Source organism: uncultured Georgenia sp., from assembly GCF_937958535.1.
Taxonomy (GTDB): domain Bacteria; phylum Actinomycetota; class Actinomycetes; order Actinomycetales; family Actinomycetaceae; genus Oceanitalea.
Genome location: NZ_CALGNQ010000042.1, coordinates 13802 through 39862 on the forward strand (window position 1 = coordinate 13802; position 26061 = coordinate 39862).

Here is a 26061-nt window from a genome sequence, read left to right on the forward strand (position 1 = left end):
AGGGGGACCGACATGACCGCGACGACCACGGCCGGCCGCCGCCCGGTGGCGAGGCAGGTCGTCCTCACGCTCGGCTACGTCGCGTGCGTCCTCGGCTCGATGGTCGGGGTCGGGGTGTTCGGTGGGACGCCGATCGCCGAGGCCGCCGGCGGGGCGCTCGCCGCCGACGCGACCCACCTCGCGCCCGGCTCCGGTGCGTTCTCCGTGTGGAGCGTCATCTATGTCGGCCTCGGCGGGTACACGCTGTGGCAGTGGTGGGACCGGGAGGACCACCGCCGGGTCGCCTGGCCCGCGCTCGCCTCCCTGCTCCTCAACGCCGCCTGGATCCTCGTCGTGCAGGCCGGCCGGCTGTGGCTGAGCGTCGTGGTCATCGCCGCGCTCCTCGGCGTCCTCGCCCTCCTCTTCCGCCGGCTGCTCGCGGGCCGGCCGCGCAGCGCCGTGGAGGCGGTGGTCGCCGACGGCACCTTCGGCCTGTACCTCGGCTGGGTGAGCGTGGCGACCTGCGCCAACGTGGCCGCCGCGCTCGCCGCCGCCGGCTTCACCGGGGGCGGGCGACCGGAGGCGTGGGCGGTGGGCGTCCTGGTCGCGGTGGCCGTGGTCGGGGTGGGGCTCGCCGTGGTGGGCCGCGGGCGGCTCGCCCCTGCGGCTACCCTCGTGTGGGGGGTGGCGTGGATCGCGGTGGCCCGTGCGACGGGCCAGCCGCAGTCCACGCTCACCGCGGTGGCGGCGGCCACCGCGGCCGCGGTCGTCGTCGCCGCCACGGTGACGTGTCGACGACGCGCTGCGGCCACCGACCGGTCCCCGGCACCCCGCACCCACCGCCCCACGACCCAGGAGGTTCGATGACCGTCGACCTGCGCGACGAGGTGATCCTGCTCGCGGACGACGGCAGGCCCGTCGGCACTGCCCCGCGAGCGACCGTGCACACCGATGACACCCCGCTCCACCTCGCCTTCTCCTGCTGGGTGACCGGCCCCGACGGCCGGCTCCTCGTCACCCGGCGGGCCCTGTCCAAGCGGACCTGGCCGGGGGTGTGGACCAACTCCTTCTGCGGCCACCCGCGCCCCGGCGAGGACCTCCCGGCGGCCATCGCCCGGCACGCCGAGCACGAGCTGGGGATCCAGGTCTCCGACGTCCGCCGGGTGCTGCCCGACTTCCGCTACCGCGCCGTGGACGCCTCCGGTGTCGTCGAGCACGAGATCTGCCCGGTCCACCTCGCCACCACCGACCAGGAGCCCGTGCCCAACCCGGAGGAGGTGGCCGAGTACCGCTGGGCCGACCTCCAGGACGTCCTGCGTGCGGTCGAGCTGGTGCCGTGGGCGCTGAGCCCGTGGATGGTCGCCCAGGCCGCGCAGCTCGTCGCCGGTGGCCACGTCCAGGGGCCTCCGACGTGAGTGCGCCCGCCCGCGAGGTGCCGGACGCGGTCTCCGGTACCGAGGACGCCCTCGCGGGCTTCTTCGCGGGCGCCCGCCCACGGCTGACCACCCCGGACCACCGGCGGCTGTGGGCGGCGCTCGGCGACGCGGCCGCCGACGGCAAACGGTTCCGCCCCGCCCTCTTCCACAGCGTCTACCTCGCCCTGGGCGGGCGGGACCTGCCGGTCGCCGCACAGGTCGCCGCGGCGATCGAGCTGCTCCACACCGCCCTCGTCGTGCACGACGACGTCATCGACGGGGACACCGTGCGCCGCGGCCGGCCCAACGTGGCGGGCACCTTCGCCGGGCGGGCCCGGGCGGCGGGACACCGGCAGGACCGCGCCCGCCACTACGGCAGCACGGCGGCGATCCTCGCCGGCGACCTGGCGCTCGCCGGCGCGGTCCGCACGCTGGCGCTGTGCGGGGCGCCCCCGGCGACCGTGGCCCGCCTGCTCGACCACCTCGACCGGGCCCTCCACATCACCGCCGCCGGGGAGCTCACCGACGTCCGGCTGAGCATGGGCGAGGCGGCCGACGTCGCCGAGACGCTGACGATGGAGCAGCACAAGACCGCCGTCTACTCCTTCGAGCTGCCGCTGCGCCTGGCGGCCGTGCTCGCCGACGCCGCCCCCGAGCACGAGCGGGCGCTGGCCCGCTTCGCCGGCCACGTGGGCCTGGCCTACCAGCTGCAGGACGACCTCGACGGCATGTTCGGCGACGAGGCGGTGACCGGCAAGAGCACCCTGTCCGACCTGCGCGAGGGCAAGCACACCCCGCTCATCGCCCACGCCCGCACGACCGACCTGTGGCCGCAGATCCGCCCGTACCTCGCGGCCGACGTCGACGAGGCCGCCGCCGCCCGGGTCCGCGGTCTCCTCGAGCAGTGCGGGGCACGCCGGGCGGTCGAGGACCACGTCCGCGAGCTCGCCGAGCTGGCCCGGCAGAGCGTGGCGCACCTGCCGGTCTCCGGCGTCCTGGAGCGATGGGTCGCCACTGTGGTCCGGACGGAGGCCCGACGATGAGCCTCATCGCCCGTCGTGCGGCGGCGCCCCACCGGTCCCGCAGGACGTCGCTGCCTGCCGCCGGCCCGAGCCCGGACACGGTCCCGGCAACGAGCCCCACCGCCCGCCGCACGGTGGCGCCCTCGCGGTACGACGCCGTCGCCAGCGCGAGCGCCGCCGTCGTCATCCGCGCCTACTCCACGTCCTTCGGCTGGGCCTGCCGGCTGCTCGCCGAGCCCGAGCGGGAGCACGTCCGCAACGTCTACGCACTCGTCCGGGTGGCCGACGAGATCGTCGACGAACCGGACCCCACGTGGCCGGCCGACGACCGCGGCCGCCTCCTGACCGCCCTGGAGGAGGACGTCTACAGCGCCCTGCACACCGGACGCAGCGCCAACCTCGTGGTCCACGCCTTCGCCCGCACCGCACGACGGTACGGGATCGGCCGCGACCTCATCGCCCCCTTCCTCGCCTCGATGCGCGCGGACCTGTCCGTCTCCCGGCACGACGCCGCGAGCCTGGCGCAGTACGTCCACGGCTCGGCCGAGGTGGTGGGCCTCATGTGCCTGCGGATCTTCGTCGCCGGTGACGACGCCGCCTACACCCGGCTCGCCCCCGGCGCCGTCCGCCTCGGCGCCGCGTTCCAGAAGGTCAACTTCCTGCGCGACCTCGCCGAGGACCACGACGCCCTGGGGCGGACCTACTTCCCCGGGCTCGACCCCGCCACCTTCGGCGACGCGCACCGGGACACCCTCCTCGCCGCGATCGACGCCGACCTCGCCGCCGCGGAGCGGGCGCTGGTCCAGCTCCCGCCCGGCAGCCGGCGCGCCGTCCGGGTGGCGCACGACCTCTTCCGCGAGCTGTCCCGGCGCCTCGCCGCCACCCCCGCGGCGGAGATCCGTCGCCGCCGGGTACGCGTGCCCGACCACGTCAAGGCCCGCATCGTCGCACGGGCCGTGCTCACCGGAGGACGCTAGGTGACGACGCAGCTCACCTCCGCCCGGGACACCACCGAGCGCACCCGCCCGGTGGCGGTGGTCGTCGGAGGTGGGATCGCCGGGCTGGCGAGCGCGGCCCTGCTCGCCCGCGACGGCTACCGCGTGGAGCTCCTCGAGCGGGGGCCGCAGCTCGGCGGACGGGCCGGCAGCTGGAGCGCCGCGGGGTTCCGCTTCGACACCGGCCCCTCCTGGTACCTCATGCCCGAGGTCTTCGACCGGTTCTTCCGGCTGCTCGGCACCACCGCGGAGGATGCGCTGGACCTCGTCCCCCTCGACCCCGGCTACCGGGTGTTCTTCGAGGGCCGGCCCGACCCGCTCGACATCGCCGCCGACGAGGAGGCCAACGTCGCCGCCTTCGAGCGCATCGAACCCGGCGCCGGCGACCGGCTGCGGACCTACCTCGCCTCCGCGCGCCGCACCTACGACATCGCCCTGCGCCGGTTCCTCTACACGAGCTTCACCTCGTGGCGCGACCTCGCCGCCGGTGACGTCCTGCGCCAGACCCACCGGCTCGCCCCGCTCCTCCTGCGCTCCCTCGACCGGCACGTCGCCGCCCGCTTCCGCGACCTCCGGCTGCGGCAGGTGCTCGGCTACCCAGCCGTCTTCCTCGGCTCCTCCCCGGCCCGTACCCCGAGCATGTACCACCTCATGAGCGCCCTCGACCTCACCGGCGGGGTGCGCTACCCGCAGGGCGGCTTCACCCGGCTGGTCGAGGCAGTCGCCGCGCTGGCGCGGGAGGCCGGGGCCACGCTGCGCACGGGGCACGAGGTCACCGCGGTCACCACCGCACCGGGCCGGCGCCGCGCGCGGGTGACCGGCGTGCGGGTGCGCCGCCCGGACGGCGCCGAGGAGCACGTCGCGGCCGACGTCGTCGTCGGGGCCACCGACCTCCACCATGTCGAGACCGCCCTGCTGCCCGTCCCGCTGCGCGACCACTCCCCGCGGTGGTGGCGACGCCGCGACCCCGGACCGGGCGGGGTGCTCGTCCTCCTCGGTGTGCGCGGCCGGGTCCCCGAGCTCGCCCACCACTCGCTCTTCTTCACCCGCGACTGGCGGACCAACTTCCGCGACATCCACGCCGGTCGGGTGCCCCGCCCCGCCTCGGCGTACGTGTGCACCCCCTCCCGCACCGACCCGACCGTCGCCCCCGGCGGCGAGGAGAACCTCTTCGTCCTCGTCCCGGTGCCGGCGGACCCCGCCCTCGGGCACGGCGGCGTCGACGGCGCGGGGGACCCCGCCGTCGAGGCGGTCGCCGACGCCGCGATCGACCAGGTCGCCGCCTGGGCCGGCATCCCCGACCTGCGCGCGCGGGTCCGCGTCCGGCGCACCATCGGCCCGGCCGACTTCGCCGGCGACCTCAACGCCTGGCGCGGCAGCCTGCTCGGCCCCGCGCACACGCTGCGGCAGAGCGCCTTCCTCCGCGCCCCCAACGCCTCGCGCCGGGTGGCCGGCCTCTACTACGCCGGGTCCGGCACCATCCCCGGCGTCGGGCTGCCGATGTGCCTCATCAGCGCCGAGATCCTCCGCGACCGGGTGCGCGCCGAGGTGGGGCTGGAGGCGGGACGATGACCGCGCCGGCCTACCTCGGCTGCCTCCTCGGCGCGCTGCTGTGCATGGGGCTCCTCGACCGCCGCTTCCGGCTCGTCCTGTGGGCCGACGCCCGGCGCGGCGGTCTCGTGCTCGCCGTCGGGGTGGTCTTCTTCCTCGCCTGGGACGTCGCCGCGATCGCCGCCGGCTTCTACCACCGCGGCGAGAGCGCGGCGATGACCGGCGTCATGCTCGCCCCGGAGCTGCCGCTGGAGGAGCTCGTCTTCGTCACCTTCCTCTGCTACCTCACCCTCGTCCTCCACGGCCTGGCCCGGCTGGCGCTGGCCGCGCTGCGCTCCCGGGAGGCCGTGCGATGAGCTACCTCGGACTCGCCGCGGCCTTCCTCCTGCCCGCCGTCGTCCTCACCGTCGTCGCGGCCCGGGTGCGCCGGCCGGGACGGCGGTGGTGGGCGGCCACCGCGCTCACCCTCGGCGTCCTGCTCCTCCTTACCGTCGTCTTCGACAGCCTGATGATCGTCGCCGACCTCTTCCGCTACGACGACGACCAGCTCACCGGCGTGCGGCTGCTCCTCGCGCCCGTCGAGGACCTCGCCTGGCCCACCGCCGCCGTGCTCCTCCTGCCCGCGCTGTGGGAGCTGCTCGGCCCCCGGCGCCGCGGCGCGGCCGAGCCGGAGCGGGGTGGGGCCACGTGACGACAACGACGACGACGGCGGCCGTGCGCCGGCTCCTCGGCTCCTCCCGGCCGGTGAGCTGGGTCAACACCGCCTACCCGTTCGGGGCGGCCTACCTCCTCGCCGGGGGCGGGGTGGACCTCGGGTTCGTCGTCGGCTGCCTGTACTTCCTCATTCCCTACAACCTCCTCATGTACGGGCTCAACGACGTCTTCGACTACGAGTCCGACCTGCGCAACCCGCGCAAGGGCGGCATCGAGGGGGTCGTGCTCGACCGCCGCTGGCACCGCACGACGGTGTGGGCGGCGCTGCTGGGCAACCTCCCCTTCGTCCTCGTCCTGCTCCTCCTCGGCGGCGGCGCGGCCGCTGCCGTGCTCGCCGTCAGCCTCGCCGCCGTCGTCGCCTACTCCGTCCCCGTGCTGCGCTTCAAGGAGCGCCCGCTGCTCGACTCGATGACGTCGAGCACCCACTTCGTCAGCCCCGCCGTCTACGGGCTCGTGCTCGCGGGCGGGCAGGCCACCCCCGTCGCGCTCGCCGCCCTCGCCGCGTTCTTCCTCTGGGGGATGGCCTCCCAGGCGTTCGGCGCCGTGCAGGACGTCGCGGCGGACCGCGCGGCAGGGATCGGGTCGGTCGCCACCTGGCTCGGCGCCGCCCGCACGGTGCGGCTCGCCATGGTGCTGTACCTCGCCGCCGGGGTCGTCGTGCTCGGCACCGGGTGGCCGGGGGCGCTGGCCGCGGTGCTCGTCGTCCCGTACGTGGTGAGCGTCGCGCCGTACCGCTCGCTGCCCGACACCGCGTGCGAGACCGCGAACGCCGGCTGGCGCCGCTTCCTGTGGCTCAACTTCGTCACCGGCTTCCTCCTCACCCAGCTGCTCATCGCCGTCGCATGGACCCGCTGACCCCGCACCGGCGCCCGCCGGTCGCCGCCCTGCTCGCCGGGCCGCCCACCGCGCGCACGGCGGCGCAGGCCGTGGCGCTCCTCGCCGTGCTCGCCGTGCCGCTCGCCCTCACGGTGGACGCGGTGGCCGGGGCCGTCGCGGCGCTCGTCCTGGGGGCCGTCACCCTGGCCCGGGTGCTCGCCCTGCCCGGCACGCTGCAGGCGCTGCTCGGCGCGGCCCTCCTGCTCGCCGCCGCCGCGAGCGTCACCGGGACGTACGAGACGGTCCCCTGGGTGGACGTGCCCGCGCACATCGTCGTCACCGGCCTCCTCGCCGCCGCCGTCGGCGTCGTGCTGCTGCGCGCCGGGCTCCTCGCCGACCCGCGCCACCGGCGGGGCCGGACCGGGGTCGCGGTGACCACCGCCGGCGCCGGTGCCGTCCTCGCCGTCGTGTGGGAGGTCGCCGAGTGGGCCGGCCGCACCTTCGTCGACGAGTCGATCTACGTGGCCTACGGCGACACCGTCGGTGACCTCGCCGCCGGCACCGCGGGCTCCGCCGTCGCCGGCGCGCTGGTGGCGAGGTGGGCACGGTGAGCGTCAGCGTGGTCGTCCCCGCCCGCAACGACGCCCCCGCCCTCGAGCGCTGCCTGCGGGCGCTGGCCCGGCAGACCCGGCGGCCGCTGGAGGTCGTCGTCGTCGACAACGGCTCGACGGACGGCACCGCGGAGGTCGCCCGCAGGCACGGCGCACGCGTCGTCACCGAGCCGCGGGTGGGGATCCCGATGGCCGCCGCGACCGGGTACGACGCCGCGGCCGGGGAGATCATCGCCCGCCTCGACGCCGACTCCCTCCCGTCCGTCGACTGGGTCGCGCGGGTCGCCGCCGCGCTCGCCGACCCGCGCCGGCACGCCGTCACCGGGGTGGGCCGGTTCCACGAGCTGCCCCGCACCGGGGGTGTCGTCGCCGCGGTCTACCTCGGCGCGTACTACGGGCTGTGCCACGCCGCCCTGGGCCACCACCCGCTGTGGGGGTCGTGCATGGCGCTGCGGCGCAGCACCTGGCAGGAGGTCCGCGCCCAGGTCCACGACGACGACGCCGAGCTCCACGACGACCTCGACCTCGCCTTCGCGCTCGGCCCCCACCGCAGCGTGCGGCTCGACCGGACGCTCGTCGTCGGGGTGTCGGCACGCAGCCTCGTCGGGGCCGCGCAGCTGCGCCGTCGGTTCCGGCGCGCCTTCCGCACGCTCGCGGTGAACTGGGCGGTGGCCCCGCCCTGGGACCGCTGGGCGGTGCGGCTCGGGCTGCGGGAGGCGTGGTGAGGCTCTGGTCCCTGCACCCGGGCTACCTCGACCGCCAGGGCCTCGTCGCCTGCTGGCGGGAGAGCCTGCTCGCCCAGGCGGTGCTCGCCGGGCGGACCCGGGGCTACCGGCGGCACAGCCAGCTCATCCGCCTCCGCGCCACGGCCGACCCGGTGGCTGCCGTCGGGGCCTACCTCGTGGTCCTCGTCGGCGAGGCGGACAGCCGGGGCTACCGCTTCGACGTCACCCGCATCGACCGGCCGGTCCCCGTCGCGCCGGAGCCGGGGGAGGTCGGGGTGCCCCCGCTGCCGGTGACCGAGGGGCAGGTCGCCCACGAGTGGGGGCACCTGCTGGCCAAGCTCGCCGTCCGCAGCCCGGACAGGTATGCCGCCCTGGTGGACACCGCCGTCGTCGACGTCCACCCGTTGTTCCGCCGTGTGCCGGGCCCGGTGGAGGCGTGGGAACGGACATGACCGGCCACGTCCGGTCCCCGGGGCGCCTATCCTCGGGGGGAGGAGCGGCGAGGAGATGGGCAGCTGAGCATGAGTGACCTGATCGACACCACCGAGATGTACCTCAAGACGGTCTTCGAGCTGGAGGAGGAGGGCGTCGTGCCCATGCGGGCACGGATCGCCGAGCGCCTCGGCCACTCCGGACCGACGGTGTCGCAGACGGTGGCCCGGATGGAGCGGGACGGGCTGCTCCACCTCGAGGAAGGCCGACGTATCCAGCTGTCCGAGACCGGGCGGGAGAAAGCCACTCAGGTCATGCGCAAGCACCGGCTCGCCGAGCGGCTGCTCACCGACGTCATCGGCCTGGACTGGGAGTACGTCCACGAGGAGGCGTGCCGCTGGGAGCACGTCATGAGCGAGCAGGTGGAGCACCGCCTCGTGGCGCTCCTCGACCACCCGCACCACGACCCCTACGGGAACCCCATCCCCGGGCTGGCCGAGCTGGGTGAGCACTACACCGCCCCGGCCGAGCCGCCGATGCGGCCGCTGTCCACCGCGGTCGACGACGGCCAGGACGTCGACGTCGTGCTCAGGCGCATCGGGGAGCCGCTCCAGGTGCACGTCGAGCTGCTCGCCCGCTTCGCCGAGGCCGGTGTGCGGCCCGGCGCCCGGCTGCGCCTCCAGCGCGGCGACGGGATCGTCTCCCTGCGCGCCGACGGCTCCGAGCTCGTCCTCGACGTCCCCGAGGACGTCGCCCGGCACCTCTTCGTCGACGCCTGAGCAGTCGCGGCGCGACACACCCGCCGAAGCCGTCGGGGACGACAGAGCCGCCCGAGCAGTCGCGGGGCGACACGCCCGCCCAAGCCGCCGGGGGCGACCGAGCCGCCTGAGGCAGAGGGGGAGTGACGCCTCCCCCGACACGCCGCCGCCGTTGTGTGACCCATCCGACGTGCACACCCGGCCGGCATGGCCCACTATGCGCGAAGCCGGGCGAACCCTGAGACAACCAGGGCAGACATGAGGGAGAACCGCCCCTACCTTGGTCGACCCATGGGATGGGTGAGGCGGGTCCGTTGCCACACAGATGTGACCTGCGCCACGTTCTGCACCGCGTCGTAACCAGAATGTGACATTCGGGCGAGGCCTCGGGTACTGTCCCACTCGTTCGTCACACCCTCCGGTGACGAGCCCCCAGGCGGAGCCCAACCCTGCCGCTGCCCGGGGTCCAACCGAGAAACGTTCCGTCGGCAGGGGCGGGGGAACCAGGTAGTGGAGGTCGGCCCAGGTCGGCCCCTAGGGGTGAAGCCCGTCCGCGAGGACGGGCCGGGTGCACTCCCACCCGAACCCGACAGCTCACCTCGTCGGCAACAGGAGAGGCAGTACGTGACTGTGACCACGACAGGCCCGCGCCACCGCGCGGCATGCCGCCCCATCACGCCGCTCACAGTTCTCGGTCAGGCCGTCACCGGCCCCGCGGCCCGTCGCGGGATGCTGGTCGCCGCGTCCTCCGGGCTCGCGCTGACGATGGCCACCAGCACCGCCGTCGCCGCGCCGGAGGGCTCCTCCCTCCCGCAGGTCGACGTCTCCGCGCTCTCCAGCCAGGCGCGGACGGCACTGACGGTCAACCCGACCGTCTCGGTGCCCGCGGATGCCGAGTTCGACGTCGCCGACGTCGCTGTGGAGGCAACGCCCCCGAAAACCACCCTCGCCGAGGACACCGCGCCCGTCGCGGAGCGGGTCGCCGAGGAGGAAGCCGCCCGCCGGGCCGCTGCCGAGGCCGAGGCCGCGGCGCTCGCCGCCCAGCGCGCCACCCAGACCGCCTCCCGCAGCGCGGTCGCCGGCCAGTCCGCGTCCGCGGCGACCACGGACTCCGCAGAGGCCGTCGAGGCGCCCGCGCAGTCCGTGTCCGGCAACGCCATCGTCGACATCGCATTCCGCTACGTCGGCACCCCGTACGTCTACGGCGGCGCCTCGCCCGCCGGCTTCGACTGCTCCGGCTTCACCTGGTACGTCTACCAGCAGGCCGGGATCAGCATCCCGCGCAGCTCCAGCGCCCAGCGCAACGCCGGCACCGTCGTCTCCGCCTCGGAGGCGCGCCCCGGCGACCTCGTCTGGTGGCCCGGCCACGTGGGCATCTACCTGGGCGACGGGCAGCACATCGCGGCCCGCAACCCCTCCAAGCCGCTGCAGGCCGGCCCGATCTCCGACGTCGGGCGTGGCACCCCGACCTTCATCCGGATCGGCTGACCCCGGACCTCGACCCTCCTACGGGCCCGCACCGTCTCGGTGCGGGCCCGTAGGACTTTGGAACCGCCGCGGCGACGGGTGCGACGGAGCACAATGGACACGAACGAGTGGTCGAGCCTGGAGGGTGAGATGCCCCGCGAGAACGTCGTCATCGTCGGTGTGGACGGCTCCGAGACGAGCAACGCGGCGCTCGACTGGGCCGCCGCGGAGGCCCGGCGGCTCGGCTGGCGCCTGCACATCGTCTGCGCGTACGCGGTGCCCGCCTTCACGGTGGCCTCGCTGGACGGCGGCTTCGCCGCGGTCGACGACTCCGCCATCCAGGCCGGCGCCCAGATCGTCATCGACGAGGCGGTCGCCCGGGTGGGCGACGACCTGGAGGTGACGTCCGCGATCGAGCTGGGGGACGCCGCCGGCGTGCTCGTCGAGCTCTCCCGCCAGGCAGGTCTCGCCGTCGTCGGCACCCGCGGGGGCGGCGGGTTCGCCGACCGGCTGCTGGGCACCGTCTCCTCCTCGCTGCCCGCGCACGCCCACTGCCCCACGGTGGTCGTGCCCCGCGCCGACGACGGCCAGGCGCCCTTCACCCCGGTGCGGCGGATCGTCGTCGGCGTCGACGGCTCGGAGTCGGCGACGATCGCCCTGCGCCGTGCCGTGGACGAGGCGGTCCTGTGGGACGCCCACCTCACCGCGGTCGCCGCCGTCCCGATCGGCGGCAGCGCCGGCTCGCTGGCCTGGCTGCCCGCAGCCGTGGACCGCGACGACGTGCTCGCCGACGTCAAGGTCGGCCTCAGCGTCGCCGTCGAGCAGGCCGTCGCCGGCCGGGACGTGCGGATCAGCCAGCACGCCCTGGACGGCAACGCGGCGGCCCTGCTCGCCGAGTTCTCCACCGCCGTCGACCTCGTCGTCGTCGGGTCCCGCGGGCGCGGCGGCTTCGCCGGGCTGCTGCTCGGCTCGACGAGCCAGGCGGTGCTCCACCACGCGGTGTGCCCCGTCATGGTCGTGCCCGCCCGCTCCGCCCACGAGGACGTCGGCAACCCCACCGACGTCCCCTGGCGCCGTCGCTGAGCCCTACCGGCCCCGGCGGCCGCCGCGGGTGGCTACCCTGCACTCACACCCGTGAGACGAAAGGGGCTGACATGCGGCGACCCCGCGAGGCCACACCGCGGCACTTCCTCATGTGCCGACCGACCTACTTCACCGTCGAGTACGAGATCAACCCGTGGATGCACACCGCCGTGCCCACGGACACCGCACGCGCCGTCGCCCAGTGGGAGGAGCTGTACGACACCTACGTGCGGCTCGGCCACCGGATCGACCTCATCGAGCCCGTCGAGGGCCTGCCGGACATGGTGTACGCCGCCAACGGCGGGCTCGTCAGCGACGGCGTGGTCTACACGGCGAAGTTCACCTACCCCCAGCGCATGCCCGAGGGCCCGCTCTACGCAAAGTGGTTCGCCGACCAGGGCTTCCGGGTCCACACCGCCACCGAGACCAACGAGGGCGAGGGCGACATCCTCACGGTGGGGAACCTCGTCCTCGCCGGCACCGGCTTCCGTACCTCCACCGCGGCCCACACCGAGCTCCAGGAGGTCATCGGCAAGCCGGTGATCACGCTCCAGCTCGTCGACCCCCGCTTCTACCACCTCGACACCGCCCTCATGGTGCTGTCCGACACCGAGATCGCCTACTACCCGCCGGCCTTCAGCGAGGGCAGCCGCCGGGTGCTGGAGCGGCTCTTCCCCGACGCCGTCATCGCCACGGAGCAGGACGCCGTCGTCCTCGGCCTCAACGGCGTCAGCGACGGCCTCCACGTCATCCACAACCCGCGGGCCACCGACCTCGCCGCCGCCCTGGCCGAGCGCGGGTTCGAGCCCGTCGGCGTGGACACCTCCGAGCTGCTCAAGGGCGGCGGCGGCGCGAAGTGCTGCACGCTGGAGATCCGGCCCGCCCCGCAGGGGCAGGACACCCCGCGGACGGCGGAGCTCGCCGCCGGCGTCGGGTAGCCGCGGCGGCGGTCAGCCGCCCCAGCCGGCCTGCCGGGCCCGGTCGACCCACCCGAGGTCGACCGGCCCCGCGGGAGCGCCGGCGACGAGGTCGACCACCCGCTGGGCGTGCTCCACGCTCGGGGTGATCGCATCGATGACCCCGCTCCACAGGTCCGCCAGCACGGACCGGGCCTCCTCGTAGGCCGACATGAGGAAGCTGCGGGCGGCCTCGATCGTCGCCAGCGTCTCCGCCACGCCGTCGGCGTGCGCACGCAGCGCGTGGGCGACCTCGTCGACGAGGTCGGCGGTGCGTGCCGTCTCCTCGGCCCGTTCGGTCAGCGACCCCTGGTACTCGGAGGCCGCGACCGACCGCCACCCGATCTCCTCCCGCAGCGCGAGGAGGTCGGAGCCGAGCTCGCGGACCTGGGCGGCGACGTCGTCCATCCGTCCGGCGAGCGCGCGCAGCTCCTCGGGGGTCTCAGCCGGTCCCATCGGTCACCTCCAGGTCGGTCACGGCCGCCAGTCCGGGTCCGCGGCCGGTGGGCCGAACAGGTCGAAGAGACCGGCGGAGTCGGCGCCGCGACCGGGGAAGCCGAGGTCGCGCGGGTCGAGGGTGGTGCCGTCCGGCCCGACGACGGTGACCCGGACCTCGGTCGGGACGAAGGCGGTCGTGTGCCAGCCCAGCCGGACGACCTGCTCCAGCACCTCGCGCTGGGTGGCGGCGTCGGGGCTGTCGGTGGCAGCGTCGAGGAGCACCTGGCGGCCCCACGTCGCACCGCCGCGGAGCCGGACCTCGGCCCCGGTCACCGCACCGAGCGCGGTGACCTCGGCGGTGATGCGCCGGCTCTCGGCGTCCAGGTCGGGCGCGGGGGCGGCAGTGCCCGAGGGACCGCCCCCGCACGCCCCGAGCAGCACGGCGAGCCCGGCGAGGCCGACGACGAGCGGCCGCCTCACGGGTGCTCCTGGGCGATGTCGTACTGGAAGACCCGGGCACCGCCCCCGCGGACGCCGGCGAACTGCGGCTCCAGGTGCTCCACGGCGAGGGCGAGGGCCGGGTCGTCGGCAGCCTGCGCGTCGAGGAGGGCGGCGGTCTGCGCGTAGAGCCGGACGCTGTGTGCCGAGAACGGGTCCCCGGCGACGACGTCGCGGTGGCCGTCGACGTCGCGCACGACCGTCGTCCAGCCGGGGCCTGCGGGGTTGGGGTTCCCGTCCAGGTGGTGCACCGGGTCCTGGGCGTGCTCGATGCTCAGCACCGTGACGTGGTCCGGGACCGCCATGTTCGCGACCGGCGAGCCGCCGGTGACGACGGCGGTGATGTTGAGGCCGTTGCCGGGGTCGGCGGCGAGCGAGGCGGCGACGATGCCGCCCTGGCTGTGGCCCGCGACGGTGACCGGTCCGCTGCGGAGCACGTCGAGCGGGACCGCGGTCTCCCGGGACAGCGCGACCATCGACCGGTGCACCGCCTCGCGCACGCCCTCCTCCATCGCGGTGTCGTGCATCCCGCTCATGAGGCGCAGGTTGGTGGCGAGGTTCGAGGGGTTGCTGCCCGACCGCGCCGCCCAGTCCTGGGTGCCGGGGATCTCCACGATCCAGCCGTACCCGCCCTGCCCGTCGGGCACGGCGGTCACCCGGACCTCGGACCCCTGGTCGTCGCCGAGCGCGGCGATGTTGTCGAAGAGCGCGGACACGCTGTCGGCGGCAGTCGCGTCGAGCGCCGCCTGCCAGCTCTCCTCGTCGGGGTAGCGGGGGTCGCGGGGCTCAGGGGTGACGACCGGACGGCCGTCCGCGAGCAGCCCGGCCAGGCCGCCCGCGGCGACGATGCCGGCGACGACCTGCTCGTAGGTCAGCGGCACCGGCGGGAACGTCCACGGCGTGAGCGCGCTGAGTACCACGGGCACCTCGGCGCCGAGCACGAGGGGCAGCCCCGAGACGATCGAGTCGGTGACCCACGGGTGGTCGTACAGCTCGCCCAGGACGACGCCGAGCGGGTCCTGCCCCACCTCCTCGAGCCACGCGGCGAAGGCGTCCGGGGTGAGCGCGTCGGCGATGGAGTCGGGCAGCGCGTCGTGGACGAGCGCGGCCAGTGCGGTCCCGCCGGCGGCGAGCAGCCCGGCATTGAGGATCACCACCCCGGCGGCCGTGTCGCGCAGCTCGGCGAGCAGGGCGAGCGCGGCGTCGGTCTCCTCGTAGACGGTGGCGGCGCCGCGCAGGTAGGCGGCCGAGGCCTCGTACTCCAGCGCGACCCAGGCCAGGCCGTGGGGCGGCAGCTGGGCCTGGGCGACCTCGGCGAGCACGCGCGCGCCGGTGACCGGGGAGAGCAGCTGGGAGGTGAGCACCGCCTCGTGCGTGGCGACGGCCGCCACCTGCCCGGCCAGCTCGCGCGCGACGTCCCCCTTGGCGTCGAGGACGTCGGCGGTGGCCCGCATGTCAGCGGCGCGGGCCTGGACGCCCGCGCCGCCTCCGGTGACGGTGAGCGCTCCCGTCACAGCACCTCCTCGGCGTGGAGCAGTCCGGTGAGGGCGGTGAGCAGCCGGGTGCGCACCCGGGCGAGGTCGGTGCGGCGCAGGGTGACGGCGTGAGAGGTGGCGTCGACGAGCTCGACGACGTCGCTCTCCGTCCACAGCCACACGCCGTGGAAGCCGAGGGGCCCGACCTCGTGCCGGCGTACCGCGCTGACGCAGGCGCCGCCGACGAGGGCGGAGGAGACCGCGCCGAGCACCGACAGCGCCGACGCGGGCAGCCCGGACAGGTGGGTGGCGACGTCCTCCCGGCCGGAGCGCAGCGCCTGGGCGATGGCCGCCGACTCCGGCCAGCCGACCCGGACGGGCGAACGGTCGAGCACCGGGCCCGTGCCCGACCTGCCGGGCAGGGCACGCATGACCTCGGTGAGCAGCCCACCGGCGGCGGAGAGCGAGACGTCGACGACCGGCTCCTGCTCGAGCACCGCAGTCCCGTCGTCGGCGAGCGTCTGCCGCCGGCGGCGGGCGACGGATGCGGTGCGGCCGGCGCTCCAGGCGACCGCCTGGTTGACGATGACGTCGTGCGACCAGGAGGAGACGTCCACCCGGACGTCGGCCTCGAGCAGCATGAGGAGCCCGAGCAGGCAGGAGGGGGTGAGGGCGGCGACGTCGTCGTCCGCGGGGACGTGGGTGGCCAGGCCGCGCAGGTGGAGCGCCGCCCAGGCCCGCTGCCGCTCGCCCTCGGTCAGCGGGTGCTCGGGATCCAGCCCGAAAGCGTCCGGGCCGAAACCGGAGGGGGCCACCGCATGGGGGGCCCGTCGGAGGACCGCGCCGAGCAGCACCGCCCACTCGGCGACGTCGAGGCGGAAACGTGCCACGCGGCCGCGCCGTTGCCGACCGCTTCGCTCGATCGTCTGAGCTGACATGGTGACCACCTTTCCCCAGCTCCGGAGAAGTGAAGGCGCCCTGCTGCCATCTTGGTCGCGGGTACGCCCCGTGACCATGGGGAGAAGTGCCCATCGTCATGTCCATCGGGAGGATTCGGCCGGGCCGGGCTTCCTGCAAAAGGCGGACGTGTCCGCGGGTTGGGATGCGCCCGGGCCGCACCTGCCCCCGCGGCCGGGGCGTGGCTAGCATCGGGGCGACCCATCCAGAGCAGCCGAGAGACCTGGCTCGTCGACGCTGCAGCAACCCGGACCGCGGGTGCTCCTGCCAGGACCGATGGAGGAGACCATGGTGACGTCCACCCAGCCCACCCGTCCCGCCTGTCCCGGCCCGGGCGGCTTCCCCGAGCCGGCACCGACGTGGGGGCCGGCGACCCGGGCCGTCCACGCCGGCCACGTCCGCACCGGGTTCCAGGAGACCTCCGAGGCGCTGTTCCTCACCCAGGGCTTCGTCTACCCGGAGGCCGCCGAGGCCGAGGCCGCCTTCAACGGCGACGTCGACCGCTTCACCTACGCCCGCTACGAGAACCCCACCGTCTCCACCTTCGAGGAGCGGCTGCGCGCGCTGGAGGGGGCCGAGGCCTGCTACGCCACGGCGACCGGCATGTCGGCGGTGTTCTCCACCCTCGCGGCCCTCGTGCGCAGCGGGTCACGGATCGTGGCCGGCCGGGCCCTGTTCGGCTCGACGATCACCGTCTTCGAGGACGTCCTGGCCAAGTGGGGGGTGGTCACCGACTACGTCGACGCCCACGACCTCGCCGCCTGGGAGCAGGCCCTGGCCACCCCCGCGGACGTCGTCTTCTTCGAGACGCCGTCCAACCCGATGCAGGACATCGTCGACGTCGCCGCGGTGAGCGAGCTCGCCCACGCCGCGGGCGCCGTCGTCGTCGTCGACAACGTCTTCGCCACCCCGGTGCTCCAGCGCGTGCTGCCCCAGGGCGCCGACGTCGTCGTCTACTCGGCGACGAAGCACATCGACGGGCAGGGCCGCACCATGGGCGGGGCCGTGCTCGGCAGCCGCGACTTCGTCGAGGGGCCGCTGCAGCTCATCCTGCGCAACACCGGCCCCTCGCTCAGCCCGTTCAACGCCTGGGTGCTGCTCAAGGGCCTGGAGACGCTGCCGCTGCGTGTCCGGGCACAGAGCGCGGCCGCGCTCGAGCTGGCGCAGTGGCTGGAGAGCGTGCCGGGCGTCTCCCGGGTCTACTACCCGTTCCTCGACTCCCACCCCCAGGTCGACCTCGCCCGCGCCCAGATGAGCGGCGGGGGGAGCGTGGTGACCTTCGACCTCGCGGTCGACGGACGCCCCGCCGACCAGGCCCAGGTCTTCGCCTTCCTCGACGCGCTGCGCCTGGTGCTCATCTCCAACAACCTCGGCGACGCCAAGTCCCTCGTCACCCACCCGGCGACGACGACGCACCGCCGCCTCGGCCCGGACGGCCGCGCTCACGTGGGCATCAGCGACGCGACCGTGCGGTTCTCGGTCGGGCTGGAGGACGTCGCGGACCTCAAGGAGGACATCACCCAGGCGCTCGCCGCCGCGCGCGGCCTGGCCGCGGTGGGGCGGCGCGCCGGTTAGTCGCCCGGGCGCGTGCGCCGCAGCCAGCGGGCCATCCGCCACAGCGCCAGGGCCGCCATGGCCTCCAGCAGCGGGCCGACCAGCGCGGCGGCCGGCAGCGGGCCGCGCAGCCGGGCGTCGTAGTCCCACGTGACGCGGGCGCAGCCGCCCGGGGCCGGTGTCACGGTGATGGTCGCCGTGCCGAGCAGCACCGGCCCGAGCTTGGCGAGCACGAGCAGGTGCGGGGGCTCGACCCGCAGCACCCGCATCCGGTCGAGGAACACCCCCGCGGTCCGGGCCTCGACGAGGTCGCCCGGGTGCGGCACCCCCCGTCGCGCGTCGACCCGGGTGAGCGGCACCCACCGCCCGTGCTGGTGCAGCGCCGCGACGAGCCGGAACGCCCGCTCGGGCGGGACGTCCAGCACACGGGCGGCCATGGCGGCACAGTAGTGCGGCCGGGGGTCACGGAGCAGCGGAAGCGCGGTGAACCGGACGTGCCGCGGCGGGTACCCTGGACCGTGGCCGGCCCCCGTAGCTCAGGGGATAGAGCACCGCTCTCCTAAAGCGGGTGTCACAGGTTCGAATCCTGTCGGGGGCGCCAGCACGACCTCAGCCCAGCTGTACCGGCCGGCCGGGTGTCGGCTGTGGGCCGGCCCGCCGTCAGGACGCGGCGAGGGCGCGGACCGCGCGCTCGAGGGTCGGGCGCACGTCCAGGGTGGGATCGACCGTGAGCCGGTGGAGGAGCAGGCCGTCGGCGAGCGCCATGACGGCCCGGGTGGCCGACGGGGGGTCGGGGATCCCGGCGTCCGTGACCAGGTGCTCGGTCCACCGCTCGAACTCCCGGCGCTGGCGGCGCAGCGGAGCGCCGAGCTCGGGGTCGCCGGCAAGCTCGAGGAAGAGGGCGTAGCGCGCCCGGGTGCGGGCGGCGAAGGGCCCGGTCTGCAGCTCGAGCATGGCCGACAGTCCCGCGACGAACGCCTCGAGGCCCGTCATCCGGGGCAGGGCGTCGGGATGGAAGTCGGCGCGCTCGCGCTCGGCGAGCCAGTCGACCACGCCGGCGAGCAGCGCCCGCCGGGTGCGGAACCAGTTCGACGTGGAGCCCGGAGGCAGGCCGGCCCGCGCGTCGACGCGGGCGTGGGTCAGCGCACGCACGCCCTTCTCGCCGAGCAGCTCCACTGCTGCGTCGAGCGCCCGGACCTTCGTGGGTGGGGGCATCGACATCACCCTCCTCGAGGTCTACTATGAAGATAGTAGGACATCCAGTGGAGGAGGCCGCCATGGCCACGTCCGAGTCCGCGGCGAGGGGCACCGTCGACGCCTCCCCGCCCCTGCCCGACGCCCCCGGCTTCGAGCACCGCGTCGTCGCGACGCCGGGCCTGCGCACGCACCTCGCCGTCATCGGTGAGGGCGAGCCCGTGGTGCTGCTCCACGGGTTCCCCCAGCACTGGTGGCAGTGGCGCGCCGTGGCCCCCGTCCTCGCCGCGGCCGGCTACCGCGTGCTGTGCCCCGACCTGCGCGGGGCGGGCTGGACCGTCGCGGACGACCCTCGGATCGGGCGCGAGACCCGCCTGCACGACCTGCTCGCGCTCCTCGACGCCCTCGGTCTCGGGCGGGTCCACCTCGTCCCCCACGACATGGGCGCCGTGACCGCGATGCAGCTGTCCTACGACCACCCCGAGCGGGTGCGGGCAGCGGTGCAGCTCTCGGTGCCGCCGGCGTTCATGACGTTCAGCCCGAAGGTCCTCCCCGGCTTCCGCCACCTGCCCCCGTTCGTCTGGCACCGCCCCGGAGCGTCGCTGCGCGGCACCTTCTCCCCGGAGTACGTCGCCCACCCGATGGCGGAGGAGGTCCTCGCCGCCCACCTCGCGCCGATGACCCGGCCGCAGGTCGACGCCGCGGTCCGCCCGCTCACCCGGCGCGTGGTCCTTGCCGAGGGGCTGCGGATGGCGCGCGGCGTCTACCGCCGCCGGCGGCTCACGGTGCCCACCCTCTTCGTCTTCGGCCGCCGTGACCGCTACTGGAACGAGGAGGTCATGGCGGTCGTCTGCCGCCGGCCGGAGCGGTACGCGGACCGGACCGAGCTCGCCCACGTCCCCGACGCGTCGCACTTCATCACCGACGACGCTCCGTCAGCCGTCGCCGAGCTCGCCCTGGACTGGTTCGCCCGGGCCGCTTGAACGGGCGGCGCCCGACGGCCCCGCCCGGTGACCGGGTCACCGCCGTCGACCTGGACCGCACCGTGTCCTCACCCCGGAGGTGGGCCGGCCGGGTGCGGCGGCACGTCGTCGGCGACGACGGCGCCGCGCTCACCCGGCGGCCGCTCCGCGCCCACGGTCGAGTCGCGCGTGGTCTGCCGCTCCGCCTCGGCGTTGACGGCGGCACCGAGGACCACCAGGAGCACGGTGAGCCAGAGCCACAGCATGCTGATCGCCACCCCGGCGAGCGAGCCGTACATGCGCTCGTAGGTGCCCAGCCGCTGGACGTAGGCGAACAGCCCGGCGGAGACGGCGAGCCACAGCAGCGTGGTCACGGCGGCGCCGCCGCTCACCCACCGCCACTTGGCGCGGCCGTGCCGGTCCGGGGCGAACCGGTAGAGCACCGCGAGCGCCAGCGCCATGAGCGCGGCGAGCACCACCCACGCCGCGGCCAGGGCGAGCGTCCGCAGCCAGCCCGGGGCACCCGCCAGGGCTCGGGAGACCTGTGCGGTCCCGGCGATCACCGTGCCGACGACCACCGCCCCGCCGAGGACGAAGGCCAGCGCCAGCCCGGTCCGGTGCAGCAGCGGGCGCGTCTCCGCCTCCCGGTAGGCGAGGGTGAGGGCGTCGATGAGGAACGCCGCGGCGGTCGTCGCGGTGCCCAGGGCGACGGCGAGCGCGAGCATCCCGCGCGAGGTGAGCAGCTGCGTCGAGGCCTCGGTGACGGTGACCAGCTGGTCGCGCAGCACCTCGCCGAGGGCGGGGGGCAGCACACCGACCACCCCGGCGAGGTGGTCGCGCGCCTGCTCCGGGGAGTTGACGGCGCCGTACACCGACAGCGCGGCGAGCAGCACCGGCGCGATCGACAGCACGGCGAAGAAGGCGACGCCGGCGCTCAGTGCCGCGAACCGGTCGGCGACCACCCGTGCGGCCACCCGGCGCACGATCTGCACCCAGCCGCGCCACGGGATCTGGTGCGGCGCGTCGGCCCGGGCGCCGGGGACGCCCAGTGCCCGCTCGCGAGCCATGCCCCCAGTGTTGCCGTGGCCCGTGGAGGCGGCACCCGGGGTCCTCCGACTTCCGTACCAGACACGCCCGAAAAGCCGGACTTGCTTCTGGCACGAAAGTGCGACATGCTTCCGTCTCGTAGGGCGTGACGCCTGCCCCCCGTGTGCGTCACGCCCTATCCCATTTCTTGGGGCGGGAATCTCACTCCGCCCGCGGCGGGTCGCGCCGGTCGACGAGCGCCCGCTGGTTAGCGTGGGTGAATGGCCCCTTCAGCGCTCTTCGCCCGCCCTCCCGCGGCACCTCGCCGCAGCGGGGGACAGGGACCGGTCGGGCTCGCCGCCCGCCGCGACGATGACGAGTCTGTCGACGAGGTCGTGACGAGCAGGACCGCACGCGAACGTGCCGTCGAGGACGCCGCCCAGGAGTGGCGCGACCGCCTCATCGCCCTCAGCGGCGCCAGTGCGCTGTCCGACGTCGGCCTCCTCGGGGAGGCCGTCATCGACCTCACCGCCGCCCACCCCTCGGGGATCGCCCAGCTGTACGCGGGCCGGGCCACCCGGCTGTCCAACCTCGTGCGCGAGGGAGGCGCGCTGGTCTCCGCCCGCCGGGCCGCCCGCACCGTGCTGGCCCGTACCGACGAGCTCGCCCAGCGCTACGGCATCGCCCCCACCTACCTCGCCGCCGGCATCGCCACCTGGACCGAGACCCCGCGTCCCACCCCGGTGCCCGGCACCGACGACGACGCCGCCCCGGAGGACGTCACCCCCGAGCCGCGGACCATCCGGGCCCCGGTGCTGCTGCGGCCGGTGCGTCTCACCTCGAACGGCGGCCAGGTCGCCGACCTGGAGCTCCAGCTCGAGCCGGCCGTGGACGTCAACTCCGTCCTCGTGCGCGCCCTGCGCTCCCGCGGGGTGAGCGTGGACGCCCACGCCCTCGCGGCCGGTGCCCTGACGCCCGACGGCTTCTCCCCGCGCGCCGCACTCGCCCGGCTCACCCTCCTCGGGGAGCAGCACCTGCCCGACTTCACGCTCGAGGACCGGGTCCTCATCGGCCCGTTCGTCCACCCCGGACAGGTGCTCGTCGACGACCTCGAGGCGATGCACGACCACCTCGTCGCCCACGACGTCGTCGCCGCCCTCGCCGGCGTCCCGGAGGCGCGCGAGGTCCTCGCCCGGCCGCTGCCCGAGCCGGTCGGTGCCGACCGCGCACCGCAGACCGAGCGCGGCGTGGGCGACCTCGACCCGGACCAGCAGCGCGTCGTCGACGCCGTCACCGCCGGCACCGACCTGTTCATCGACGCGCCCCCCGGCGCCGACGTCCCGGCCACCCTCGCCGCGGTGCTCGCCGACGCCGTCGCCTCCGGACGGCGGGTGCTCTACGTGCCCGGCACCCGCCGGGTGGGTCGTGCGCTCGTCGAGGAGCTCGACCGGCTGGGCCTGCGCGACCTCGTCCTCGACCTCGCCACCGACCCCGGCTGGCGCGCCGGCGCACCCGAGGAGCTGCGTGCCGGGCTCCACGCCGTCGCGCCCCCGAGCCAGGTGGAGCAGGTGCGCGCCGTCCGCGCCGAGCTCGTCGACGTGCGCCGCCGGCTCGCCGGCTACGTGGAGGCGCTGCACACCGTGCGCGAGCCGTGGGGCTGCTCGGCCCACGCCGCCCTCCAGGCGCTGGCCGAGCTCACCGCCGCGCGTCCCGGCCCCCGCACCGAGGTGCGGCTCTCCTCCGACACCGTCCGCGAGCTCGTCGGCGAGCGGCGCGAGCACGCCCGCGAGCGCCTCGTCCGGGCCGCGAGCCTGGGCGCCTTCGAGCTGCGGCCCCACGACACCCCCTGGTACGGCGCCCGCCTGGAGAGCGCGGCCGCCGCCCGCGACGCCCTGGAGCGCACCCAACGGCTCGGGGCGCTGGAGCTGCCCAAGGTGCTCGACGACGTGGAGCGCACCGCCCGCGAGACCGGTGTGACCAGGGCCGGCACCCTGCGGGAGTGGCTCGAGCAGCTGCAGATGCTCGACGGCGTCCGCCTCGCCCTCGACGTCTTCGTCCCGCAGGTCTTCGAGCGCTCCGCCGCGGACATGATCGTCGCCACGGCCACCCGCGCGTGGCGCAAGGAGCAGGGCGTGACCATGCCCGGCGGCACCCGCCGTCGGCTGCGCAAGCAGGCCAAGGACCTGCTGCGGCCCGGGCGACCGGTCCCCGACATCCACGCCGAGCTCGTCCACGTCCAGAAGCAGCGCGACATCTGGCGCCGGCACTGCCCCGGCGGGGGCTGGCCGCGTGTGCCCGAGGGCCTGTCCGACATGGCCCGCCACGCCCGGGCCGTGGAGGAGGACGTCGCCGCGCTGCAGGACGTCGTCGGCTCCGGCGCCGGGAAGCCGGACCTCTTCGACCTCCCGCTCGAGGAGCTCGCCTCCTTCATGGAGGCCCTCGGCAGCGACGGCGAGGCGCTGCGCCTCATGCCCGAGCGCACCGCCGTCGTCGCCGAGCTCGAGGCGCTCGGCCTGGGCGAGCTCGTCGCCGACCTGCGCGAGCGGCGGGTCCCCGCCGCCCTGGCACCGGCCGAGCTCGACCTCGCCTGGTGGGCCTCCGTGCTGGAGGACATCCTGCGTACGGACCCCGCGCTGGCGGGGTACGACGGCCCCGCGCTCGTCGCGCTCGCCGAGCGCTTCCGGCGGCTGGACGCCGAGCACGTCGCCACCCTGCCCACCCCGGTGCGGCGGGCCGTCGTCCGTCGGCTCGAGCACCTCGTGCGCGACCGCCGGGAGGAGGCCGCTCAGCTCGAGCAGGAGCTGGCCGCCGGCCGCGGCGCCGACCTGCGCCGGATCTACGCCCGGCACCCCGAGCTCGTCGGGGCGATCCGGCCCGGCTGGGTGGTGCCCCCGGTCCTCGTGCCGCAGCTGCTCCCACCCACCAGGTGCGTCGACCTCGTCATCCTCGACGGCGTCCACCACCTGCCCACCGAGCAGGCGGTCGGGGCGATCACCCGCGGCAGCCAGGTCGTCCTCGTCGGCGACTCGCGCCGCGGCGGCGAGGGCCTGGTCGCCGAGCTGTCGCCGCTGCTGCCCGGCCTGACCCTGCCCACCGACCGCGCCGAGCGGGAGGAGTCGATCGCCGCGTTCCTCGCCCGGCACGGGTACGCCGACGTCATCCGCCCGGTCCCCGGCCCGCCCGCCCCGGACCGGATCACTCTCGACCTCGTCGAGGGCTTCGGGATGCCGGCCCCCGGCGCCGACGCCGTCGAGAGCGTCCAGGCGGAGGTGGACCGTGTCGTCGACCTCGTCATCGAGCACGCGCTGACCACGCCGGAGCGCTCGCTGGCCGTCATCGCGCTCAACGCGCGGCACGCCGACCGGGTGCGGGAGGCGGTGATCTCCGCCGTCTCGGGCAGCCCGGCGGTCGCGGAGTTCTTCGCCGCCGACAAGGAGGAGCCCTTCGTCGTCGTGGACGCGGACGGTGCCGGCGGGCTGCGCCGCGACACCGTGGTCCTCACCCTCGGGTACGCCAAGACCCCGCACGGACGGGTGCTGCACAACTTCGGCGCGGTGAGCGGCCCCGACGGCAAGGCCTGCCTCATCGACGCCCTGGACGCCGTGCGGGAGCGGCTCGTCGTCGTCTCCTGCATCGGCCCCGGCGAGATCGACCGCGACCGGCTCCACCAGCCCGGCCCGCTGCTCCTCGCCGACCTCATCGACTGGGCGGCCGCCCCGCAGGCGTCCGTGCACACGACACCCGCCGGTGCGGCCCCCGACCCGCTGCTCGTCGACCTCGCCGAGCGGCTGTGGCGGCTCGGCCTGACCGTCGTGCCGCAGTACGGTGTCGACGGCGGGGTGCGCATCCCGCTCGCCATCGGGCACCCGGACCTGCCGGGCGAGCTCCTCGTCGCCGTGCTCACCGACGACGCCGACTACGTCGCCGAGCCGAACCTGCGGCGCCGCGAGCGGCACTGGGTGCAGCGGCTCGTCTCCCGCGGGTGGAAGGTCCACATGGCCTTCTCCACCGCCGTGTTCATGGACCCCCAGCGTGAGGCGCAGACGATCCTGTCCCTCGTGCTCGACGTCGTCGGCGAGCGGCGTGCCACGGGCCGTGCCCGCAGTGCCGCGGCGGCGCCCCCGGTCGAGCTCGAGGACGCGCCGCAGGAGCCGGCACCGGAGGCCGGAGAGCTCACCGGGCCCGGCGCCACGGACGCCGCGGCCGAGCCGGCGGGTGACCCCGCCCCGCGGGAGCGGGGACCGCGCCCGGCCGTCACGCCGGGCCAGCCCATCGGCGCCTACTCCGACGACGAGCTGGACGACCTCGCCGCGTGGATCGAGTCCGACGGCCTGCCGCGGGACGAGTCCGCCCTGGTCGAGGCGCTGCGCGAGGAGCTCGGACTCACCCGCCGCGGCGTCGACGTCGACGGGGTGCTCCGCGCCGTCGCCGCCCGGCGCCGATGACCCGTCGGCGGCACCGCCGGGTCGTCGCGCCGACGACCCGGCTCGGGCCGAGCGAGGAGGGCCGGCTCATCCCGGCCGAGGCGGTCCCGCCCCGGCCGCCGCGGACCGAGGCCGAGCCGGCCGCCCCGCCGGAGGAGGCCGCCGCGGCGGCCGGTCCGGCGCTGCCCACCCGCGCCCGCGAGGACACCGACGAGGCCTGGGGCGAGCTGCCCGAGGGCTCCGACGACGCCCGCTACCTGCGCGACCGGCCACCCCACTGGGGGTGACGCCGGCCACAGTCGCGCTACTGTTCCCTTGCCCGGCCCGCGTTGGGGCCACCCGAGAGAGGAGCAGCCGTGCTCAAGGGATTCCGTGACTTCATCATGCGCGGGAACGTCATCGACCTCGCTGTCGCCGTCGTCATCGGCTCGGCGTTCGCCGCGATCGTCGACACCGTGGTCTCCAGCATCATCACCCCGGTCCTCAACGCCGCCGGCAGTGCCGAGGCCGGCCGACTGGGCTTCCACATCGTCGGCGGGCGGGACGACACGTTCGTCGACCTCGCGGCCATCATCAACGCCGTCGTCGTCTTCCTCATCACGGCGGCGGTCGTCTACTTCATCTTCGTGCTGCCGATGAACAAGTTCCAGGAGCGGCGCAAGCGCGGCCAGGAGCCCGAACCGGAGGCTCCCGCCGAGGACGTCCTGCTGCTCCAGGAGATCCGCGACCTCCTCAAGACCCAGAGCCCCCGCTGACCCGGCGAGCCGCGAGCCCGCAGCGCCGCGGGCCGGGGCACCGGCCTGGCCTGACGCACCGCGGCGCGGGCCTGACCAGGCACACCGCGGGGCGGGCCTCGCCGGCGACCACGTGTCCCCGGGCAGGAGGCCCGGACGGCGCCTCGGCGGGCCGCGCGCTCGTCGCCGGCGGGCCGCGCGGACGCCCGGCAGCGCGTGAGCGGGCCCAGATCGGAAGAGCGTCGTGTAGGGAAAGAGTGTAGATCTCGGTGGTC

27 protein-coding genes, 1 tRNA gene and 2 riboswitches are annotated in these 26061 nt (G+C 75.6%); of the genes, 21 read left to right on the plus strand and 7 right to left on the minus strand.

Going from position 1 to position 26061, the window contains the following annotated elements:
- The first annotated feature begins 12 nt into the window (after positions 1-12).
- From Q0195_RS02395 to ddaH, 15 genes are all read left to right on the plus strand, one after another.
- Positions 13-846 carry a tryptophan-rich sensory protein gene (locus tag Q0195_RS02395; RefSeq protein ID WP_299274038.1) on the plus strand — a complete coding sequence of 278 codons (834 nt, stop codon included), beginning with the start codon at positions 13-15 and terminating at the stop codon, positions 844-846.
- Positions 843-1394, plus strand: a complete 552-nt coding sequence (gene idi / locus Q0195_RS02400; protein ID WP_299274041.1) for an isopentenyl-diphosphate Delta-isomerase — start codon at positions 843-845, stop codon at positions 1392-1394. The genes Q0195_RS02395 and idi overlap by 4 nt, the downstream gene beginning before the upstream one ends.
- On the plus strand, positions 1391-2437 hold the full coding sequence (locus tag Q0195_RS02405; protein WP_299274044.1) for a polyprenyl synthetase family protein: 1047 nt from the start codon (positions 1391-1393) through the stop codon (positions 2435-2437). Before idi ends, Q0195_RS02405 begins: the two co-directional genes overlap by 4 nt.
- Positions 2434-3393, plus strand: a complete 960-nt coding sequence (locus Q0195_RS02410) for a squalene/phytoene synthase family protein (RefSeq protein WP_299274046.1) — start codon at positions 2434-2436, stop codon at positions 3391-3393. The genes Q0195_RS02405 and Q0195_RS02410 overlap by 4 nt, the downstream gene beginning before the upstream one ends.
- Positions 3394-4983, plus strand: a complete 1590-nt coding sequence (gene crtI, locus Q0195_RS02415) for a phytoene desaturase family protein (protein WP_299274049.1) — start codon at positions 3394-3396, stop codon at positions 4981-4983.
- A complete protein-coding gene (locus tag Q0195_RS02420; protein ID WP_299274052.1) occupies positions 4980-5318 on the plus strand; it encodes a lycopene cyclase domain-containing protein in 339 nt (112 codons plus the stop codon). The genes crtI and Q0195_RS02420 overlap by 4 nt, the downstream gene beginning before the upstream one ends.
- Positions 5315-5653, plus strand: coding sequence for a lycopene cyclase domain-containing protein (locus Q0195_RS02425; RefSeq protein WP_299274055.1), 339 nt, complete (start codon positions 5315-5317; stop codon positions 5651-5653). The genes Q0195_RS02420 and Q0195_RS02425 overlap by 4 nt, the downstream gene beginning before the upstream one ends.
- Positions 5650-6531 (plus strand): prenyltransferase, encoded by an 882-nt coding sequence (locus Q0195_RS02430; protein ID WP_299274058.1) that lies wholly within the window; start codon positions 5650-5652, stop codon positions 6529-6531. The genes Q0195_RS02425 and Q0195_RS02430 overlap by 4 nt, the downstream gene beginning before the upstream one ends.
- The gene (locus Q0195_RS02435; RefSeq protein WP_299274061.1) at positions 6519-7103 is read left to right on the plus strand and encodes a hypothetical protein; all 585 of its coding nucleotides are present in this window, start codon (positions 6519-6521) and stop codon (positions 7101-7103) included. Before Q0195_RS02430 ends, Q0195_RS02435 begins: the two co-directional genes overlap by 13 nt.
- Entirely contained in the window at positions 7100-7828 is a 729-nt protein-coding gene (locus tag Q0195_RS02440) for a glycosyltransferase family 2 protein (RefSeq protein WP_299274063.1), read from the plus strand. The genes Q0195_RS02435 and Q0195_RS02440 overlap by 4 nt, the downstream gene beginning before the upstream one ends.
- The gene (locus Q0195_RS02445; protein ID WP_299274065.1) at positions 7825-8280 is read left to right on the plus strand and encodes a pyrimidine dimer DNA glycosylase/endonuclease V; all 456 of its coding nucleotides are present in this window, start codon (positions 7825-7827) and stop codon (positions 8278-8280) included. The genes Q0195_RS02440 and Q0195_RS02445 overlap by 4 nt, the downstream gene beginning before the upstream one ends.
- A gap of 69 nt (positions 8281-8349) precedes the next feature.
- On the plus strand, positions 8350-9039 hold the full coding sequence (locus Q0195_RS02450) for a metal-dependent transcriptional regulator (protein ID WP_299274067.1): 690 nt from the start codon (positions 8350-8352) through the stop codon (positions 9037-9039).
- A gap of 447 nt (positions 9040-9486) precedes the next feature.
- Positions 9487-9640: riboswitch (cyclic di-AMP (ydaO/yuaA leader) on the plus strand.
- Positions 9641-9747: 107 nt separating this feature from the next.
- Complete coding sequence (locus tag Q0195_RS02455; protein WP_299274069.1) at positions 9748-10506, plus strand: C40 family peptidase; 759 nt, start codon at positions 9748-9750, stop codon at positions 10504-10506.
- 129 nt (positions 10507-10635) lie between these two features.
- Positions 10636-11568 carry a universal stress protein gene (locus Q0195_RS02460; protein ID WP_299274101.1) on the plus strand — a complete coding sequence of 311 codons (933 nt, stop codon included), beginning with the start codon at positions 10636-10638 and terminating at the stop codon, positions 11566-11568.
- A 71-nt stretch (positions 11569-11639) separates the two neighbouring features.
- The gene (ddaH, locus tag Q0195_RS02465) at positions 11640-12506 is read left to right on the plus strand and encodes a dimethylargininase (protein WP_299274071.1); all 867 of its coding nucleotides are present in this window, start codon (positions 11640-11642) and stop codon (positions 12504-12506) included.
- Between the two features lie 12 nt (positions 12507-12518).
- Here the strand turns inward: ddaH and Q0195_RS02470 are convergent, their stop codons facing one another.
- From Q0195_RS02470 to Q0195_RS02485, 4 genes are read right to left on the minus strand one after another with little or no spacing between them, the layout of a single operon-like run.
- Complete coding sequence (locus Q0195_RS02470) at positions 12519-12980, minus strand: WXG100 family type VII secretion target (RefSeq protein ID WP_299274073.1); 462 nt, start codon at positions 12978-12980, stop codon at positions 12519-12521.
- A gap of 18 nt (positions 12981-12998) precedes the next feature.
- Positions 12999-13442: a hypothetical protein gene (locus tag Q0195_RS02475; protein WP_299274076.1), complete on the minus strand. Its 444-nt coding sequence runs from the start codon at positions 13440-13442 to the stop codon at positions 12999-13001.
- Positions 13439-14974 (minus strand): hypothetical protein, encoded by a 1536-nt coding sequence (locus tag Q0195_RS02480; RefSeq protein ID WP_299274079.1) that lies wholly within the window; start codon positions 14972-14974, stop codon positions 13439-13441. The genes Q0195_RS02475 and Q0195_RS02480 overlap by 4 nt, the downstream gene beginning before the upstream one ends.
- On the minus strand, positions 14971-15825 hold the full coding sequence (locus Q0195_RS02485) for a hypothetical protein (protein WP_299274082.1): 855 nt from the start codon (positions 15823-15825) through the stop codon (positions 14971-14973). The genes Q0195_RS02480 and Q0195_RS02485 overlap by 4 nt, the downstream gene beginning before the upstream one ends.
- A gap of 265 nt (positions 15826-16090) precedes the next feature.
- A riboswitch (SAM riboswitch) is annotated at positions 16091-16175 on the plus strand.
- Positions 16176-16180: 5 nt separating this feature from the next.
- Between Q0195_RS02485 and Q0195_RS02490 the strand changes: the two genes are divergently transcribed.
- A complete protein-coding gene (locus Q0195_RS02490) occupies positions 16181-17467 on the plus strand; it encodes an O-succinylhomoserine sulfhydrylase (protein WP_299274084.1) in 1287 nt (428 codons plus the stop codon).
- Here Q0195_RS02490 and Q0195_RS02495 read toward each other — a convergent pair.
- Positions 17464-17883 (minus strand): SRPBCC family protein, encoded by a 420-nt coding sequence (locus tag Q0195_RS02495; protein ID WP_299274086.1) that lies wholly within the window; start codon positions 17881-17883, stop codon positions 17464-17466. The genes Q0195_RS02490 and Q0195_RS02495 overlap by 4 nt on opposite strands.
- 88 nt (positions 17884-17971) lie before the next feature.
- Here Q0195_RS02495 and Q0195_RS02500 point away from each other — a divergent pair.
- Positions 17972-18047, plus strand: a tRNA-Arg gene (locus Q0195_RS02500).
- 59 nt (positions 18048-18106) lie between these two features.
- Here Q0195_RS02500 and Q0195_RS02505 read toward each other — a convergent pair.
- Complete coding sequence (locus Q0195_RS02505; RefSeq protein ID WP_299274088.1) at positions 18107-18661, minus strand: TetR family transcriptional regulator; 555 nt, start codon at positions 18659-18661, stop codon at positions 18107-18109.
- 62 nt (positions 18662-18723) lie between these two features.
- Between Q0195_RS02505 and Q0195_RS02510 the strand changes: the two genes are divergently transcribed.
- On the plus strand, positions 18724-19623 hold the full coding sequence (locus tag Q0195_RS02510) for an alpha/beta hydrolase (protein WP_299274089.1): 900 nt from the start codon (positions 18724-18726) through the stop codon (positions 19621-19623).
- Between the two features lie 68 nt (positions 19624-19691).
- On the opposite strand, the gene Q0195_RS02515 is transcribed toward Q0195_RS02510, so the two are convergent.
- Positions 19692-20669 (minus strand): YihY/virulence factor BrkB family protein, encoded by a 978-nt coding sequence (locus Q0195_RS02515; protein ID WP_299274092.1) that lies wholly within the window; start codon positions 20667-20669, stop codon positions 19692-19694.
- Positions 20670-20909: 240 nt separating this feature from the next.
- Here Q0195_RS02515 and Q0195_RS02520 point away from each other — a divergent pair, with 240 nt between their 5' ends.
- The 3 genes from Q0195_RS02520 (at position 20910) to mscL (ending at position 25807) form a co-directional block, all read left to right on the plus strand.
- Positions 20910-25073: a hypothetical protein gene (locus Q0195_RS02520; RefSeq protein WP_299274094.1), complete on the plus strand. Its 4164-nt coding sequence runs from the start codon at positions 20910-20912 to the stop codon at positions 25071-25073.
- On the plus strand, positions 25070-25339 hold the full coding sequence (locus tag Q0195_RS02525; protein ID WP_299274097.1) for a hypothetical protein: 270 nt from the start codon (positions 25070-25072) through the stop codon (positions 25337-25339). Before Q0195_RS02520 ends, Q0195_RS02525 begins: the two co-directional genes overlap by 4 nt.
- Positions 25340-25408: 69 nt before the next feature.
- The gene (mscL, locus tag Q0195_RS02530; protein WP_299274098.1) at positions 25409-25807 is read left to right on the plus strand and encodes a large conductance mechanosensitive channel protein MscL; all 399 of its coding nucleotides are present in this window, start codon (positions 25409-25411) and stop codon (positions 25805-25807) included.
- The last annotated feature ends 254 nt before the right edge of the window (positions 25808-26061 follow it).